General features: G+C 67.4%; 14 protein-coding genes. 4 read left to right on the top strand and 10 right to left on the bottom strand.

Features of this window, described 5'->3' with window-relative positions:
* Positions 1-3 precede the first annotated feature (3 nt).
* Entirely contained in the window at positions 4-2,214 is a 2,211-nt protein-coding gene (gene paoC / locus M673_RS06860; RefSeq protein ID WP_061974746.1) for an aldehyde oxidoreductase molybdenum-binding subunit PaoC, read from the top strand.
* Between the two features lie 52 nt (positions 2,215-2,266).
* On the opposite strand, the gene M673_RS06855 is transcribed toward paoC, so the two are convergent.
* From M673_RS06855 to M673_RS06815, 9 genes are all read right to left on the bottom strand, one after another.
* A complete protein-coding gene (locus M673_RS06855; protein WP_061974744.1) occupies positions 2,267-3,052 on the bottom strand; it encodes an ABC transporter ATP-binding protein in 786 nt (261 codons plus the stop codon).
* On the bottom strand, positions 3,049-3,918 hold the full coding sequence (locus M673_RS06850; RefSeq protein WP_061977710.1) for an ABC transporter ATP-binding protein: 870 nt from the start codon (positions 3,916-3,918) through the stop codon (positions 3,049-3,051). The genes M673_RS06855 and M673_RS06850 overlap by 4 nt, the downstream gene beginning before the upstream one ends.
* 50 nt (positions 3,919-3,968) lie before the next feature.
* Entirely contained in the window at positions 3,969-4,889 is a 921-nt protein-coding gene (nikC, locus tag M673_RS06845) for a nickel transporter permease (RefSeq protein WP_061974742.1), read from the bottom strand.
* Complete coding sequence (locus tag M673_RS06840) at positions 4,886-5,980, bottom strand: ABC transporter permease (RefSeq protein WP_082639212.1); 1,095 nt, start codon at positions 5,978-5,980, stop codon at positions 4,886-4,888. Before M673_RS06840 ends, nikC begins: the two co-directional genes overlap by 4 nt.
* Positions 5,981-6,013: 33 nt before the next feature.
* Entirely contained in the window at positions 6,014-7,627 is a 1,614-nt protein-coding gene (locus M673_RS06835; protein WP_244493062.1) for an ABC transporter substrate-binding protein, read from the bottom strand.
* Positions 7,628-7,755: 128 nt separating this feature from the next.
* Entirely contained in the window at positions 7,756-8,805 is a 1,050-nt protein-coding gene (locus tag M673_RS06830) for a dipeptidase (RefSeq protein ID WP_061974738.1), read from the bottom strand.
* A 362-nt stretch (positions 8,806-9,167) separates the two neighbouring features.
* Positions 9,168-10,076, bottom strand: coding sequence for a LysR family transcriptional regulator (locus M673_RS06825; RefSeq protein ID WP_061977708.1), 909 nt, complete (start codon positions 10,074-10,076; stop codon positions 9,168-9,170).
* 131 nt (positions 10,077-10,207) lie between these two features.
* The gene (locus M673_RS06820; protein ID WP_061974736.1) at positions 10,208-10,414 is read right to left on the bottom strand and encodes a hypothetical protein; all 207 of its coding nucleotides are present in this window, start codon (positions 10,412-10,414) and stop codon (positions 10,208-10,210) included.
* Between the two features lie 73 nt (positions 10,415-10,487).
* Positions 10,488-11,672 carry an acyltransferase family protein gene (locus M673_RS06815; RefSeq protein ID WP_187301305.1) on the bottom strand — a complete coding sequence of 395 codons (1,185 nt, stop codon included), beginning with the start codon at positions 11,670-11,672 and terminating at the stop codon, positions 10,488-10,490.
* Between the two features lie 266 nt (positions 11,673-11,938).
* Here M673_RS06815 and M673_RS06810 point away from each other — a divergent pair, with 266 nt between their 5' ends.
* On the top strand, positions 11,939-12,403 hold the full coding sequence (locus tag M673_RS06810) for a hypothetical protein (RefSeq protein ID WP_061974732.1): 465 nt from the start codon (positions 11,939-11,941) through the stop codon (positions 12,401-12,403).
* A 21-nt stretch (positions 12,404-12,424) separates the two neighbouring features.
* Here the strand turns inward: M673_RS06810 and M673_RS06805 are convergent, their stop codons facing one another.
* A complete protein-coding gene (locus M673_RS06805; protein ID WP_061974730.1) occupies positions 12,425-12,799 on the bottom strand; it encodes a helix-turn-helix domain-containing protein in 375 nt (124 codons plus the stop codon).
* A gap of 176 nt (positions 12,800-12,975) precedes the next feature.
* On the opposite strand from M673_RS06805, the gene M673_RS06800 reads away from it, so the two are divergent.
* Together M673_RS06800 and M673_RS24545 are read left to right on the top strand one after the other, a co-directional pair.
* Positions 12,976-13,524: a PAS domain-containing protein gene (locus M673_RS06800; protein ID WP_061974728.1), complete on the top strand. Its 549-nt coding sequence runs from the start codon at positions 12,976-12,978 to the stop codon at positions 13,522-13,524.
* A gap of 266 nt (positions 13,525-13,790) precedes the next feature.
* Complete coding sequence (locus tag M673_RS24545) at positions 13,791-13,955, top strand: hypothetical protein (RefSeq protein WP_156421096.1); 165 nt, start codon at positions 13,791-13,793, stop codon at positions 13,953-13,955.
* Positions 13,956-14,270: the final 315 nt, after the last annotated feature.

The following is a 14,270-nucleotide window of genomic DNA, read 5'->3' as shown; positions in this document are numbered from 1 at the left end:
GCCATGAAGTTTGACACCAAAGCCGGCACCAACCCGATCGACCGGATGACGGTCGTCGGCCAGCCGCACGACCGCATCGAGGGCCGATTCAAGACCACCGGCACCGCGCCCTATGCCTACGAGCACAACGAGGTCGCGGACCGCATCGCCTATGGCTATGCGCTGGGCTCCGGCATCGCCAAGGGGCGCATCACCGCCATCGATACGGCGGAGGCGCGCCGCGCGCCGGGCGTCCTTGCCATCGTCACGTATGAGAATGCCGGCGAACTCGGCCAGGGCGACATGAACACGGTGAAGCTGCTCGCCGGCCCCGAGGTCGACCATTACCATCAGGCCGTCGCCGTGGTGGTGGCGGAAAGCTTCGAGCAGGCGCGCGACGCCGCGCAGCGCATTCGCGTTTCCTACAAGGCGAGCGACGGCGCCTTCGACCTCGCCGCCGCGCGAGACGCGGCGCCGCTGGCGGAGGACGACGGCTCGACGCCGCCCGCCACCTCGGTCGGCGATTTCGACGGGGCCTTCGCCAAGGCTGCGGTGAAGCTGGACGAGACCTACACGACGCCCGACCAGAGCCACGCCATGATGGAGCCGCACGCCTCGCTGGCGCTCTGGGAGGGAGACCGGCTGACGGTCTGGACCTCCAACCAGATGATCGCCTGGGGCGCGTCGGACGTCGCCAAGACGCTGAAGGTCGCGCCCGAGAAGGTCCGTCTCATCTCGCCCTTCGTCGGCGGCGGCTTCGGCGGCAAGCTCTTCGTGCGGGCCGATGCGATCCTCGCCGCGCTCGGCGCCAAGGCCGCTGGCCGGCCGGTGAAGCTGGCGCTGACGCGCCCGATGATGGCCAACAACACGACGCATCGCCCCGCCACGATCCAGCGCATCCGCATCGGCGCCGATCGCGACGGGCGGATCACCGCCATGGGCCATGAGAGCTGGTCGGGCGACCAGCCCGACGGCTCGCCCGAGGCGGCGGTGGCGCAGACGCGGCTCCTCTATGCCGGCGCCAACCGCATGACGGCGATGCGCCTCGCTGTGCTCGACCTGCCGGAAGGCAACGCCATGCGCGCGCCGGGCGAAGCGCCGGGCCTGATGGCGCTCGAAATCGCCATGGACGAGATGGCGGAAAGGCTGGGTCTCGACCCCGTCGAGTTCCGCATCCGCAACGACACGCAGGTCGACCCCGAGGACCCCAAGCGCCCCTTCTCGCAGCGCCAGCTGGTGGAGTGTTTCCGCATCGGGGCCGAGCGCTTCAGCTGGAACGGGCGTCAGGCACAGCCCGGACAGGTGCGCGACGGGCGCTGGCTGGTCGGCCTCGGCGTCGCCGCCGCCTTCCGCAACAACCAGGTGATGGATTCCGGCGCGCGGGTGCGCCTCGGCCGGGACGGCGTGGTGACCGTCGAAACCGACATGACCGATATCGGCACCGGCTCCTACACGATCATCGCCCAGACGGCGGCGGAGATGATGGGCCTGCCGCTCAGCCGGGTACAGGTGCTTCTCGGCGATTCCAGCTTCCCCAAATCCGCCGGCTCGGGCGGCCAGTGGGGCGCGAACTCCTCCACCGCCGGTGTCTATGCCGCCTGCGTCAAGCTGCGCGAGGTGGTGGCGCAGAAGCTCGGCTTCAATTCCGGCGAGGTCGAGTTCACCGACGGGCGGGTGCGGGCCGGCAACCGGGACGCGGCTCTCAGCGACGCGGCCAGGGACGGCGAGCTCGTGGTGGAAGACACGATCGAGTTCGACAAGGCCCTGTCGAAGGGGCACCAGCAATCCACCTTCGGCGCGCATTTCGTGGAGGTCGGCGTCGATATCGCCACGGCAGAGATCCGTGTTCGGCGCATGCTGGCAGTGTGCGCGGCGGGCCGCATCCTCAACCCGATGACGGCGCGCAGCCAGGTGATCGGCGCGATGACCATGGGCGTCGGCGGCGCCTTGATGGAAGAGTTGGCGGTGGACAAGCGCCACGGCTTCTTCGTCAATCACGATCTCGCCGGCTACGAGGTGCCGGTGCATGCCGACATCCCACATCAGGAGGTGGTCTTCCTGCCCGAGACCGACCCGCTGTCCTCGCCGATGAAGGCGAAGGGCGTCGGCGAACTGGGCCTCTGCGGCGTCTCGGCGGCCATCGCGAATGCCGTTCACAACGCCACCGGCGTGCGGGTGCGCAACTATCCTGTGACGCTGGAAAAGCTTCTGGAGGGCATGCCGGAAGTCGCCTGAACGGCTTCCAAGTTGAGAGCGGGGCGGCATCGTCGCCCCGCCATCCCCAGCCTTATTGGCCGGCGACACCTTCTCCGGACCGCACGAAGCCGTCGCTGGCGACCATGAGGGTTCGCGCATAATCCGAGCGCACGTCCCGCCGCGCCAAGCGCCCTTCGTCCAGCGTCTCCACCGCCTCCCCCGCCCGCATTACCAGCAGCCGCTCGCACATGTGATCGACAACGGCGAGATCGTGGCTGACGAAGAGATAGGTGAGGCCTCGCTCGGTCCGCAGCCGCGTCAGGAGGTTCAGCACCTCGGCCTGGATCGAAGCGTCGAGCGCCGATGTCGGCTCGTCCAGAAGCAGGATCGACGGCTCCAGGATCAAGGCGCGGGCGATCGCGATGCGCTGGCGCTGGCCGCCGGACAGCTGGTGCGGCAGGCGGAAGCGGAAGGCGGGGTCGAGCCCGACATCGGCCAGCGCCTGGAGAATGCGCCGGTCGCGATCCTTCAACCCATGGATCGACAGCGGCTCGGCGAGGATGCGGTCGATCGTGTGGCGCGGATGGAGCGAGCCGTAGGGGTCCTGAAACACCATCTGCACCCGGGCGGCGAAGCTCTTGTCGCGCCGCCCCGTCAGCGGCGCTCCATCGATCAGCACCTCCCCCGCGCTGACCGGCGCGAGGCCGCAGAGCGCCCGCAGGATGGTGGACTTGCCCGAACCGGATTCGCCCACCAATCCGAAGGACTCGCCCGGCGCGACCTTGAAGGAAACGCTTTTCACGGCATCGACGCGGCTGCGCCCTTCGCCCAGCGTCACGCCGAGATGGCGGACCTCGATGCGCGGTGTGGTGCTCATGCCCGCTCCCATTCCGGCTGGCGGTCGAGCACGGGCAGCGGCGCGTGGCCGCCGCCGATGCGCGGCAGGCAGGCGAGCAGGCCCCGCGTGTAGGGATGCTTCGCCTCGGCCAGATTTCGCGCCGCGATCTCCTCGACGATGCGGCCGCGATACATGACGAGCACCCGGTCGCAGAAGGTGGAGACGAGGCGCAGATCGTGACTGATGAAGAGGAGGCCCATGCCGCGCCCGCGCACGAGATCGTCCAGAATGCGCAGGATTTCGAGCTGCACGGTGACGTCAAGCGCCGAAGTCGGCTCGTCCGCGATCAGGAGTTCAGGCTCGGGGATCAGCATCATGGCGATCATCACGCGCTGGCCCATGCCGCCGGAAAGCTCGTGCGGATAGGCGCGCAAGACCCGCTCGGGATCGCGGATCTGCACGTCCTCCAGCATGGCGACCATGCGGCGCTTGGCGTCAGCGCCGGAGATGCGGCCGTGCGCGCGCAGCGCCTCGCCGAGTTGCCGGTCGATGCGCATGACCGGGTTCAGCGAATATTTGGGGTCCTGCATCACCATGGCGATGCGCCTGCCGCGCACGGCGCGCATCTCGCGCTCCGACAGGGCACCGAGATCGGTGCCGTGGAAGCGGAGCGTATCGGCCGCGACATGGCCGGGCGGGCGCACGAGACGCAGGATGGCGCGCCCCGTCATGGACTTGCCGGAGCCCGATTCACCGACGATCGCCACGCGCTCGCGCCCGACCGTGAAGCTGACGCCGCGCACGGCTTCCACGAGGCCGCGCCTCGTGTCGAAGCCGACGCGAAGGTTGCGCACCTCTAGGAGAGGCTCGCCGGCGTCGGACGTCGTCTTTCCTTCGACGCGCATGGTCTTCTCGCCCGCGCTCAATGCTTCGCGCATGGTTTCCTCCCCCGCGCTCATTGCTTCGCGCTCCGGGGATCGAGAATGTCGCGCAAGGCGTCGCCGAGCAGGTTGAAGGCGAGGCTCACGAGCAGGATGGCGATGCCGGGAATGGTCGCCACCCACCAATGCGTCAGCAGATATTGCCGCCCCGAGGAGATCATGGCGCCCCATTCGGCGAGCGGCGGCTGCGCGCCGAGGCCGAGAAAGCCGAGGCCGGCGGCGGTGAGGATGATGCCGGCCATGTCGAGCGTGACGCGAACGATCACCGAGGACAGGCACATCGGCATGATATGGCCGGTGATGATGCGCAGGGTGCCGGCGCCCTGGAGTCGGGCGGCCGCGATATAGTCGGAGCGGCGCACGGTCAGCGTCTCGGCCCGGGCGACGCGGGCATAAGGCGGCCAGGCGGTGAGCGCGATGGCAAGAATGGCGTTTTCGATGCCGGGGCCGAGCGCCGCCACGAAGGCGAGCGCCAGGATCAGGCGGGGAAAGGCCAGGAAGATGTCGGTGATCCGCATCAGGACACGGTCGGTCCAGCCGCCCAGCGTCCCCGCCACGGTGCCGATCACGAGGCCGAGCACCGGGGCTGTGAGCGCCACCAGCGCCACGACATAGAGCGTGACGCGCGAGCCGTAGACGAGCCGGCTCCAGACGTCGCGGCCGAGCTCGTCCGTGCCGAGCCAATGGCCGGCGCCGGGCGGCAGAAGCCGCGTGTTGAGGTTCTGGATGTTGGGCGCATGGGTGGCGAGCCAGGGCGCGAAGGCGGCCATAAGCAGGAGAAGGACGATCAGGGCAAGGCCGATCATCGCCAGGGCGTTGCTCCTCAGCGTCAGCCAGCCCTGCCAGAGCGAAACGGCGCGCGCCTGAAAGCGCGAGCGCGGGCTGTCGCTGGTCAGCCAGCCTAGCCACCCGGAAGTCCGTATCATCTCGCTCATCGCGCCCTCGGATCGACCAGCGTGTAGACGACGTCGGAGAGAAGATTCAGCACGATGAAGGCCGCGCCGATCATCAGCGTTCCGCCGAGCACGGCGTTGAAGTCGGCGGCAAACAGCGCCTGCGTGATGTAGAGCCCGAGGCCGGGCCAGGCGAAGACCGTCTCGGTCAGCACCGACCCTTCCAGCAGCGCGGCATAGGACAGCGCGATGACGGTGACGAGCGGCACCATGGCGTTGCCCAGCGCATGGACCCAGACGACGCGCCGCTCCGACACGCCCTTCACCCGCGCGGCGGTGACGTAGTCCTGGCTGAGCTGTTCGAGCATGAAGGAGCGCGTCATCCGCGAGATGTAGGCGAGCGAGAAATAGCCGAGCACCAGGGCCGGTAGAATGAGATGTGATAGGGCGTTGCGGAACACGTCCCAGGCGCCGGAGAGTGCGGAGTCGATCAGGATCGATCCGGTGAGCGGCGTCACGTCGAACTCGTAGGCCAGCTCGAACGAGACATCGAGCCGCCCTGGCCCACCGACCCAGCCGAGCTGGCCGTAAAACACGAGAAGCGCGATCAGGCCGAGCCAGAAGACCGGCATGGAATAGCCAAGCAGCCCGACGACGCGGATCACCTGATCGGGCCAGCGCCCCTGATACACCGCGCCGAAGACCCCGGCGGGCACGCCGAGCAAGACGCCGATCAGCGTGGCGAGCGTGGCGAGTTCCAGCGTCGCGGGAAAGGCGGCGCGGATGTCCTCCACCACGGGGCGCGAGGTGAGGTTCGAGCGGCCGAGATCGCCGGTCAGGACATCGCCGAGATAGCGCACGAACTGCACGGGCAGCGGCTGGTCGAGGCCGAGCGCGATCTTTGCGGCGTCGTACTGCGCCTGCGTCGAGCGATCGCCGACCACGGCCAGCACGGGATCGAGTGGCACGACGCGGGCGATCAGGAAGGTGACGAAGAGGAGGCCGAACAGGGTGATGGCGAGGCTGAACAGAAGGCCCCCGCCGCGCTGGAGGGCGCGGGGGATGCCGAGGCCCCCGCCGGTCGGGGCGCGCGTGGGATCGAGCGCCGGCTCGTCGAGAACGGGCGGGCTCATAAACCCGCCCTCATGCCGATGGGTCGCAAGGGACTACTTCGCCGCCTTGGTCACGGTCCAGTAGAAGGCCGAGGCGACGGCGCCACCGGTCTTGAACCCGTCGACACCCTTGCGCAGCGCCGGCTGCTCGGAGCGCTGGAACAGGACCGCGATGGGCGAAGCCATCTGCTCGTGGCGCTGCATCTCTTCGTAGAGGGCGGCGCGCTTGGCCTCGTCCTTTTCCACCACGGCGGCCGCTACCATGGGCGTCGTTTCCGTGGCGGCATAGGCGTTGCGCCAGGCGAGATTGCCGACCAGGGCGCCCGCGTCCGAATTGTCGGCATTGGCGGCGAAGACCGAGGCGTTGGTCTGCGGATCGGGATAGTCCGGGCCCCAGGTCTGCAGCGTCAGCTTGTGGTTGCGGGCGCGGTAGATCGACAGCGCCTCGGCGCCCGTCACCGAACGGAGCGAAGCCTTGATGCCGGCCTGCGCCAGCGAGCCCTGGATCGCCTGGGCGATGTCGACGCGCTCCTTCTCGTTGCGGATCAGGATCTCGGTCTCGAACCCATCGGGATATCCGGCCTCCGCCAGCAGCGCTTTGGCCTTGGCGACGTCGAGCTTGAAGGGCTTGTCCTCGATCGCACCGAGGAAGCCGGCCGGCAGGAAGGACTGGTGAGTCTGCTCCTGGCCCTTCAGAAGCTGGCTGGTGATGCCGTCATAGTCGATCAGATATTTGATCGCTTCCATGACCTTGGGCTTGGCGAGGATCTCGTCCTTCTGGTTGCCGGAGAGATAGTAGACCTGGCCGCGCAGCTCGGTCTGGATCTTGAGATTGGCGTCCTTCTCCACCGAGGCGATGTCGGTCGGCCCGAGATTGCGGGCGACGTCGACATCGCCCTTCTGCAGGAGAAGAAGCTGCGTCGCGGGCTCCACGACATGGCGCACGAAGACGCGCTTCATCGCGACTTCGTGGCCGAAATTCGGATTGGCGTCGAGCACGACGGACTCGTTCGGCTTCCAGGCGCGAAGGACATAGGCGCCCGAGCCCGCCGAATGCGTGTCGAGCCAGGCGTTGCCGAAATCCTCGGCGGCGTGTTCCATGACCACGGCTTTGTCGACGATCGAGCCGACCTCCGCCGTCAGCGCGTTGTAGAGAAAGGACGGCGCATAGGGCTTGTCGGTGACGATCTGCAGCGTCGAGGCGTCCACCGCCTTTACGCTGGTTTCGATATTGTCCTTGGTCAGGCCGAACTGGGTGAGGATGAAAGCCGGCGTCTGGTCGAGCTTGACGACGCGCTGCAGCGAGAACGCCGCGTCCTCGGCGGTCACCGGATTGCCGGAGGCGAACTTGCGCCCCTCGGCCATCTTGAACGTATAGGTCTTGCCGTCGTCGGCGACCGACCAGCTGGCGGCCAGGCCAGGAACTGGCTTCAGCGTTGCCGGATCGATCTCGACCAGGGTCTCGTAGATGTTGTTGATCTGATCCTGACCCGCGAATTCGAAGCTCTCGGCCGGGTCGAGCGACTTCATGTCGTCGATGCCGTTGGCGATCACCAGCGTGTCGGCCGGCGTCTCGGCCAGGGCCGCGGAGCCGAAGGCCGCCGCGCCAAGCAGCACGGTTCCGGCAAGAAGGCGGCGGGCGAACGGGCGGGAAGACAGAAACGACACGGGCAACCTCGTCGGGTTCGGTGAGCGGATCGGCGCGAAGCACGCATTCCCCGCGCCCGACGAGAGGACGCTATGACATGCTTAATGACTCGGCAAGCGCGTGCAGTGCACAAGCTGTGGACAGGACGTCAGGCCTTCCAAGTGCGCCCGAGCACCGAGAGCCAGTTGCGATGGGCGATCCGCTCCAGCAGCGCATCGCCATAGCCGGCCTTCGACAGATGCTCGAACAGGGCGGGAAGCCCGGCGGCGGAGCCGATCGCGTCGGGGATCGTCGCCCCATCGAAATCGGAGCCGAGCGCGACGCCCTCCTCCCCCAACCGCTCCAGAAGCGCGTCGAGATGCCGGCGCATCGTGTCGAGCGGTGTGTCGGAATCCATGCGCCCGTCCTCCCGCAGGAAGGCGGTGGCGAAGTTCAGCCCGACCACGCCGCGTGAGGCGGCAACGGCATCCAGCTGTGCGTCGGTCAGGTTGCGGCTGACGGTGCAGAGCCGATGCGCATTGGAGTGGGTCGCGACGAGCGGGGCGTCCGAGAGTTCGGCCACGTCCCAGAATCCGCGCTCGTTGAGATGCGACAGGTCGAGAAGAATGCCGAGCTCGTTGCAGCGCTTCACGAGGCGCCTGCCCGGCTCCAGCAGGCCTTCGCCCGTATCGGGCGTCGAGGGAAAGCGCATGGGCACGCCATGCGCGAAATGATTGTCGCGGCTCCAGACCATGCCCACCGAGCGCAAGCCGGCGGCAGACAGAACGTCGAGCATGTGAAGCTCGGGATCGATCGCCTCGGCGCCCTCGATATGGAGAACGGCGGCGAGACTCCCCTTCGCCATGGCCGACTCGATGTCGGCGACGCTACGGCAGACCGTGAGCCCGCCCTTCGACGCCGCTTCCAGGCGGAGAAGAATCGAGGCCATGGCCACCGTCGCGTCGGCGCCGGCTGGGTGCGCCAACGGCGTGGGCAACGGCAGATCGTAGCCTCGCCCGCTCATCCGGTCGCTGAGGTCGCCCGCCATGGGCGAAGGCGGGAAGATGGCGAAGAGCCCGCCCGCGAGCCCGCCGGCCCGTGCCTTGGCGAGGTCGATATGCAGCTGCGAATCACCGTCGAGAAAGGCCTGGAAGGTAGTGGGCGTCGGGTCCTGATAGATACGCAGGAGGGCGTCGTTGTGTCCGTCGAAAACCTTCAAGGCTTAGGTCCTCATGCCAAAGTCGAGCCGCGCGCCTCCCCACGGCCCGTGGGCTAGAATCTGCCGGCGGGATGCGGGGGAAGCGCATGGGCGGGACGTTAGGCCAGCCGACCGCGCGACGCCAGCAGCGCCTTCGCATCCGTAACACGTTGTCTCGTCTTGCGGGGCAGACAGGGTTTCGAGACGGGAAGGCCGGCTTAAAGACTGTTTGGAAACTCGGCGGCGGAGGACCGGCGAGGGATTTTTTGGCGTCGCGAGGCGCCAAACTTGAGTGATGCGAGGGCGCATCGGCGAGGATTGGCAACGAAGCGTCGGCGGAAAAGCGCCGGCAGACCGACCCGACCGAGTTTCCAAACAGTCTCTTATCCGCCCTCCCCCGCACCGCCGGCCGCCTCGGCGCGAATCCAGCGGCGAAAGGCGTCGAGCGGCGGATAGGTCGCGCGCGTCGTGGGCGAGGCCAGATAATAGCGCTCGGCGCTTTCCATCGGCAGGTCGAGCGCGCGCACGAGATCGCCGCGCGCCAACTCGTCCTCGATCAGGAATTCGGGCAGGAGCGCCACGCCGATGCCCGAAATCGCGCCTTGCGCGGCGGTCGCGAACTGGTCGAACAGCATGCCGCGCAACGGGCCGAAGGGCACGCCTTGCAAGGCGAACCAGCGCTCCCAGGCGTCGGGCCGCGACACGAGATGGAGAAGCGGCGCGGCGAGAAGATCGGCCGGCGCGCGAAAGCCGTGGCGCTCGGCCAGCGCCGGGCTGCAGGCCGGCACCACGGTTTCGCTCATCAGGAGATCGAGCTCGGCCCCCGGCCAGTCCGCCGCGCCGAAATGGATGGCCGCGTCCAGCGCCTCCAGCCGGAAGTCGAAGGGCGAGAGCCGCGTCGTCAGGTTCAGCGTGATGCCGGGGTTCCCGCGCAGGAAGCCGGGCAGGCGCGGCGCCAGCCAGCGCGTGCCGAAGGTCGGGAGGATGGCGAGATTGAGCGTGCCGCCCTCCGGGTTGGCTCGAAAGGTCAGGGTCGCGCCCGCGATGCGTTGCAGAGCCTCGCGGATTTCCCTCGCATAGACCTCGCCCGCCACGGTGAGGCGCACCGCCTGACGCTCGCGGATGAAAAGCTCGGCGCCGAGGAGTTCTTCTAGCGCGCGAATCTGACGGCTGACGGCGCTTTGGGTCAGGTTCATCTCGGCCCCGGCCGCCGTGAAGCTCTGCAGCCGCGCCGCCGCCTCGAAGGCGCGCAGCAGCGACATGGAGGGAAGAAAGCGGCGCGCGAGAGCCATGTCATTCCGAAGGCGAATGAAGTCGATCGGCAAACTCGTTGGCAGACCGGCGCGCCGCCGTCAAACCTCATGAGCGGGCCGAATGGCGCCGGCGGGCCTTGGACACGCCGCCAGCGCCGGCGCGTGGTGGGTCAGAGGCCGCCGGGCATTCCGGGCACCGGCGGTGCCGGGCGCGTCGGGTCCGGCTCGCCCGCCGGGTTCGGCTCCACGGGCCTAGTCGGCGTGTCGGGGCCGATGCCCGGTCCGCCGTCCGGCCGCCCGATGGCGTCATCGTCCCCCGTGCCGGGCAGGATCGGCTCGGGCAGGTCCTGCCCCGGTTGATTGATGATGTTCGACATGCGTCGTCCTCCTTTTCTTCTGAGCAGGACGCATGGCCGGCGGCGAGGTTCCCCGCGAGCCAGGCCGGTTCAGTCAGACGCTCGCCGCCGCGCGGGCTCTGTAGCGCGCGTGGCCCAGGGTGAAGAGCCGGCCGACCTGCCCCATCCACCAGCGATCGAAGATCGCGACCGGCACGGCCAGCGCCAGGGTTCCCGCAACTGTGACGAGGAAGGTCGCGCCGATCTGCATCCCCCGGCCCCAGTTCACGGTCGCCTCGAACACAGCGCTGGAAGCGGAACAGATCACGATGATCTGGCAGAGATAGATGCCGAAGGACAGGAAGCCCAAAGTTGAGCCGACCTGGCCCGACATGGCCCGGCGGATCGGCGCGGAGCGCTGGAACAGGAAGAGCGAGAGCACGGCGGCCAGCGTGTGGAGCACGACGCGCAGGCGCAGAGGGTCCAATGCCGCTAGAGGGGCGAGCGGGGCATAGAGCCCTTCCGGGCGAGAGCCGACCATGGCCTCGTGATAGCCGCCGAGCAGCAGGATGGCCACGATGGCCGCCGCCGTGCCGCGCCATGTCCAGTCCCGCCCCGGTCCCGCCTCGTGCCGTGCCGCCAGGGCGACGCCGACGACGAAGGGGCTGAGATAGGGACTGGCAATGAAAGCGGCGAGCCAGAGCGCGATGAGAATCGGCGTTTGAAAGCGGGGAAGCCTCGCCCAGAGCAGTGCCGCTATGAGCACGAGGAAACTTCCCTCGAATTCGTAGCGCATGGTCCAGAGGCTGGAATTGTAGAGACTGTGCGCGGTGAAGAAGGTCGTCGCGCCTTCCCAGATGCTTTGGGGAGTTTCCGCGAAGCCGGCGCTCGGCCAGGTGTAGAACCAGGCCAGCCATTTCGAAGGGACGAGCGGCGCGACGGCGGGGTTGGAGAAGAGGCCAGCCGCCATCGCGCCGCCGGCCATGGCATTGGTGAGGATCACCGGACCGGCCAGACGCGGCCAGCGCTTGAGCGCGGCCAGGGCTGCCACCTCCGCGCTGCCGGTCCGCAGGACCCGAAGCGACAGGACGAAACCTGACAGGACGAAGAACACGACCACGGCCGCCGAGCCGTTCACCAAGGCGAAGGCAGGCGTGCCGAACAGGGACCAGGGCTGGTCGGGATAGGACAGGCCATGCAACCTTGGGGTAAAGCCGAGCATGAAGTGGTGGACCAGCACCGTGATCGCGGCGATACCGCGAAGTGCCTCCAATTCCACCAGTTTCCTGGAAGACGGCATGGGCAGACCCTTCGCACCGATCAAAGCGGGACCCATCCTTTTCACCCGAACAGGCCGCTGACAAGCTATCTCCAGGTGCAAGCTCTACACTGCACTCGCGAAATCGCCTTGGTTTTTCTTGCAGCGCACTCAAGCCGTCCGACGGCGCTGATCGCGCGCCTCTCGCCGATCCGGCGCGATCCCATCTCCGCATCCCGTGGATACGATCGACCGCTCTGCGAGTTGTGGGATCGGTCCACTCGATCCCACCTGGAGATTGTCCGCCTATGCTTCGTTCTCTCCTCATCGGCCTCGTCGCCGGCCAGCGCGCCATGACGCCGCTCGTGCTCCTGTCCGGCGCGGCGCAGCGCGGGACCCTGCCGCGAGGCGGGCCGGCCGTCGAGCTTCTCGCGCATCCGCTGGTTGCCTGGGGTACCGCCGCGCTCGCGGCCGGCGAGATGGCGGGCGACAAGATGCGCTCCGCCCCGGATCGCACCGTGCCGGCCGGCCTGATCGCCCGCAGTCTGACGGCGGCTTTCGCCGGGGCCATGCTCGCGCCGAGGGGGCGGCAGGGCGAAGGCGCCATCCTCGCTGTCGCGACCGCGATCGGCGCGTCCTATCTCGGGCTGGCGCTGCGTCGGCAGGCCATGGCGCGCTACGGCCAGTCCTCCAGCGGCTTCGTCGAAGATGCGATCGTCCTGGCCAGCGGCGCCGCTGTCGTCGGCCTCACCTCGGCCGATCGTCGCGGCTAGAGTTCGAGCGCTTTCAGCGTCTCAAAGCGAGTTCAGCTTCGCCATGCGCAGAAAGAGATGGCGAAGCGCGTCCCTCACCTCGCCATCCTTGATGCGGTTGAGGAGGTCTTCGTAGGCCGGCTCCAGAACTTCCTGCGAATCCGCCTCGCCGTTCGGCGCGGGTTCGCCCTCCATCCCCTCGAAGAAGAAGCTGGGCTGAACGTTCAGAACCCTGGCCAGACGATAGAGCGTGCTGGCACTGATCCGGTTCTCGCCGTTCTCGTATTTGCGGACCTGCTGGTAGGTGATGTCCAGTTCGTTCGCGACGCTTTGGAGGGATTTTCCCTGCGCCAGCCGCAAGGCCTCGAGGCGCTTGCCGAGATGGAGATCGATCGGGTCCTTCACCAGAGCCTGCATCCGTCGTGAACCTTTCGCTCGAACCCATTCCTCCCCATCCCGCCCCTTCGTGCCAAGCACGAATGGAGAATGGTTCGGCACCTCACCGAATGGTGGACATTGCGCTGGAAGCTTCGTAGGACCGTTCTCGTTCCGAGAAAAGAATTTTATGCCGAACAGGCCCAAGGGTTGTCTCAATGAACGATGACTCGAAGGACGGCGCGGGCCTTCTCGACCTGATCGGCATTTGGAACTGGCAAGTCAGCACGAATCTCGTGATCGCCTGCGAGCGTGTCTGCGAATATATCAACGTGCCCCGCGAGCTTGGCCAGCATGGCATCGCCCTCGAGCGCTTCCAGGCCGCCATACATCCCGACGATCGATCCGGCCTTACGCGCGGTATCGCAGCCGCGATGGCGGGCGAGAACTCCATGACGGTCGACTACCGGCTCCGAAGCATCCTTCACGGAACGCGATGGGTGCGCTCGCGCGCTCGGTGCTTCCGCACGGCGGACGGGCGCCTGACCTATATCTCGGGCTATCTTTCCGACATCGCGCCTCCGCTCCGCCCCGTCCCCGACAGGAGCCGGAAAGCCCGCGAGGGATCGCTCGTCGACCATCTCACGCAAGCGCGCGATCTCGCCGCATCGCTCGACTACGACCTGCTGCGAGCGCTGATCGACGCGACTCTTCTGGAAACCGGCTATCAGATCGCTGCGCGTCTGGAGCCCAAGAACGACGCCTGACCGGGCTTCGCGACTGGCTTCGCGCGCCTGGCTACTCGGACCATCTTGGGGTGCCATCATAACTATCGATTGCAGGATGCGCTGATCTCCATTCGGTCGCCCGCCTTGCGTGCAACTTTCATCAACACATTGCGTCATTGCCAAACATCCCGTGATCGTGTCACCCTCCCGGTCAGGTCGCGGGATCCATGCGACCGCAACGAACGGAGCCTGTTAGTCCGAACAACCACGACGGCAATGCTATCGAAGAGAGAAGGAGATAGACCATGGACACTCTCACCTCGCAGAACGCATTCGCGGACACGTCACGGGACGAAGACGAAGTCGGTTCCCCGCTGGTGATGCGCAGCCCATCGTCTTCCGAGGTCGAAACCGACCCCACTGAGGGCGATGAAAAAGAGGCGTTCCTGAAGCTCGCCCACGCGATGTAGCGCACCCCGGACGCGGGCTGTCGCGAGGCACCAGGGGCCCGCTCCCATTCGGCCCCCTTCAAGCCCATCGCTCGAAGGGGGTTTTGGGGTTACGGGCGGTTTGGAGACAGAAGCGACCGCCGCCGTCCCTCACCGAGCGACTTTTCCCCTTCCGACCTTTGCCCATCCGCTCATCGACGATGTCGGAACAGATGATTTCCATGCCGAGATAGAGCAGGACCTCGCCAAAGCTTGGTGCTTCATCTCCTATGGCGCCGTTCCGGCAGCCAGCTCTGTCTAGGCCGGAAGGGCTTGATCCCTCCTCGCGGAGGCTGC

It is taken from the genome of Aureimonas sp. AU20, from assembly GCF_001442755.1.
Taxonomy (GTDB): domain Bacteria; phylum Pseudomonadota; class Alphaproteobacteria; order Rhizobiales; family Rhizobiaceae; genus Aureimonas.
This window is presented reverse-complemented; position numbering and strand designations above follow the sequence as displayed.

Excerpts from the sequence above, each read along its gene's own strand:
- paoC (WP_061974746.1), top strand. The coding sequence starts at position 4 with ATGAAGTTTGACACCAAAGCCGGCACCAACCCGATCGACCGGATGACG.
- M673_RS06855 (WP_061974744.1), bottom strand. The coding sequence starts at position 3,052 with ATGAGCACCACACCGCGCATCGAGGTCCGCCATCTCGGCGTGACGCTG.
- M673_RS06850 (WP_061977710.1), bottom strand. The coding sequence starts at position 3,918 with ATGCGCGTCGAAGGAAAGACGACGTCCGACGCCGGCGAGCCTCTCCTA.
- nikC (WP_061974742.1), bottom strand. The coding sequence starts at position 4,889 with ATGAGCGAGATGATACGGACTTCCGGGTGGCTAGGCTGGCTGACCAGC.
- M673_RS06840 (WP_082639212.1), bottom strand. The coding sequence starts at position 5,980 with ATGAGCCCGCCCGTTCTCGACGAGCCGGCGCTCGATCCCACGCGCGCC.
- M673_RS06825 (WP_061977708.1), bottom strand. The coding sequence starts at position 10,076 with ATGGCTCTCGCGCGCCGCTTTCTTCCCTCCATGTCGCTGCTGCGCGCC.
- M673_RS06820 (WP_061974736.1), bottom strand. The coding sequence starts at position 10,414 with ATGTCGAACATCATCAATCAACCGGGGCAGGACCTGCCCGAGCCGATC.
- M673_RS06815 (WP_187301305.1), bottom strand. The coding sequence starts at position 11,672 with ATGCCGTCTTCCAGGAAACTGGTGGAATTGGAGGCACTTCGCGGTATC.
- M673_RS06810 (WP_061974732.1), top strand. The coding sequence starts at position 11,939 with ATGCTTCGTTCTCTCCTCATCGGCCTCGTCGCCGGCCAGCGCGCCATG.
- M673_RS06805 (WP_061974730.1), bottom strand. The coding sequence starts at position 12,799 with ATGCAGGCTCTGGTGAAGGACCCGATCGATCTCCATCTCGGCAAGCGC.
- M673_RS06800 (WP_061974728.1), top strand. The coding sequence starts at position 12,976 with ATGAACGATGACTCGAAGGACGGCGCGGGCCTTCTCGACCTGATCGGC.
- M673_RS24545 (WP_156421096.1), top strand. The coding sequence starts at position 13,791 with ATGGACACTCTCACCTCGCAGAACGCATTCGCGGACACGTCACGGGAC.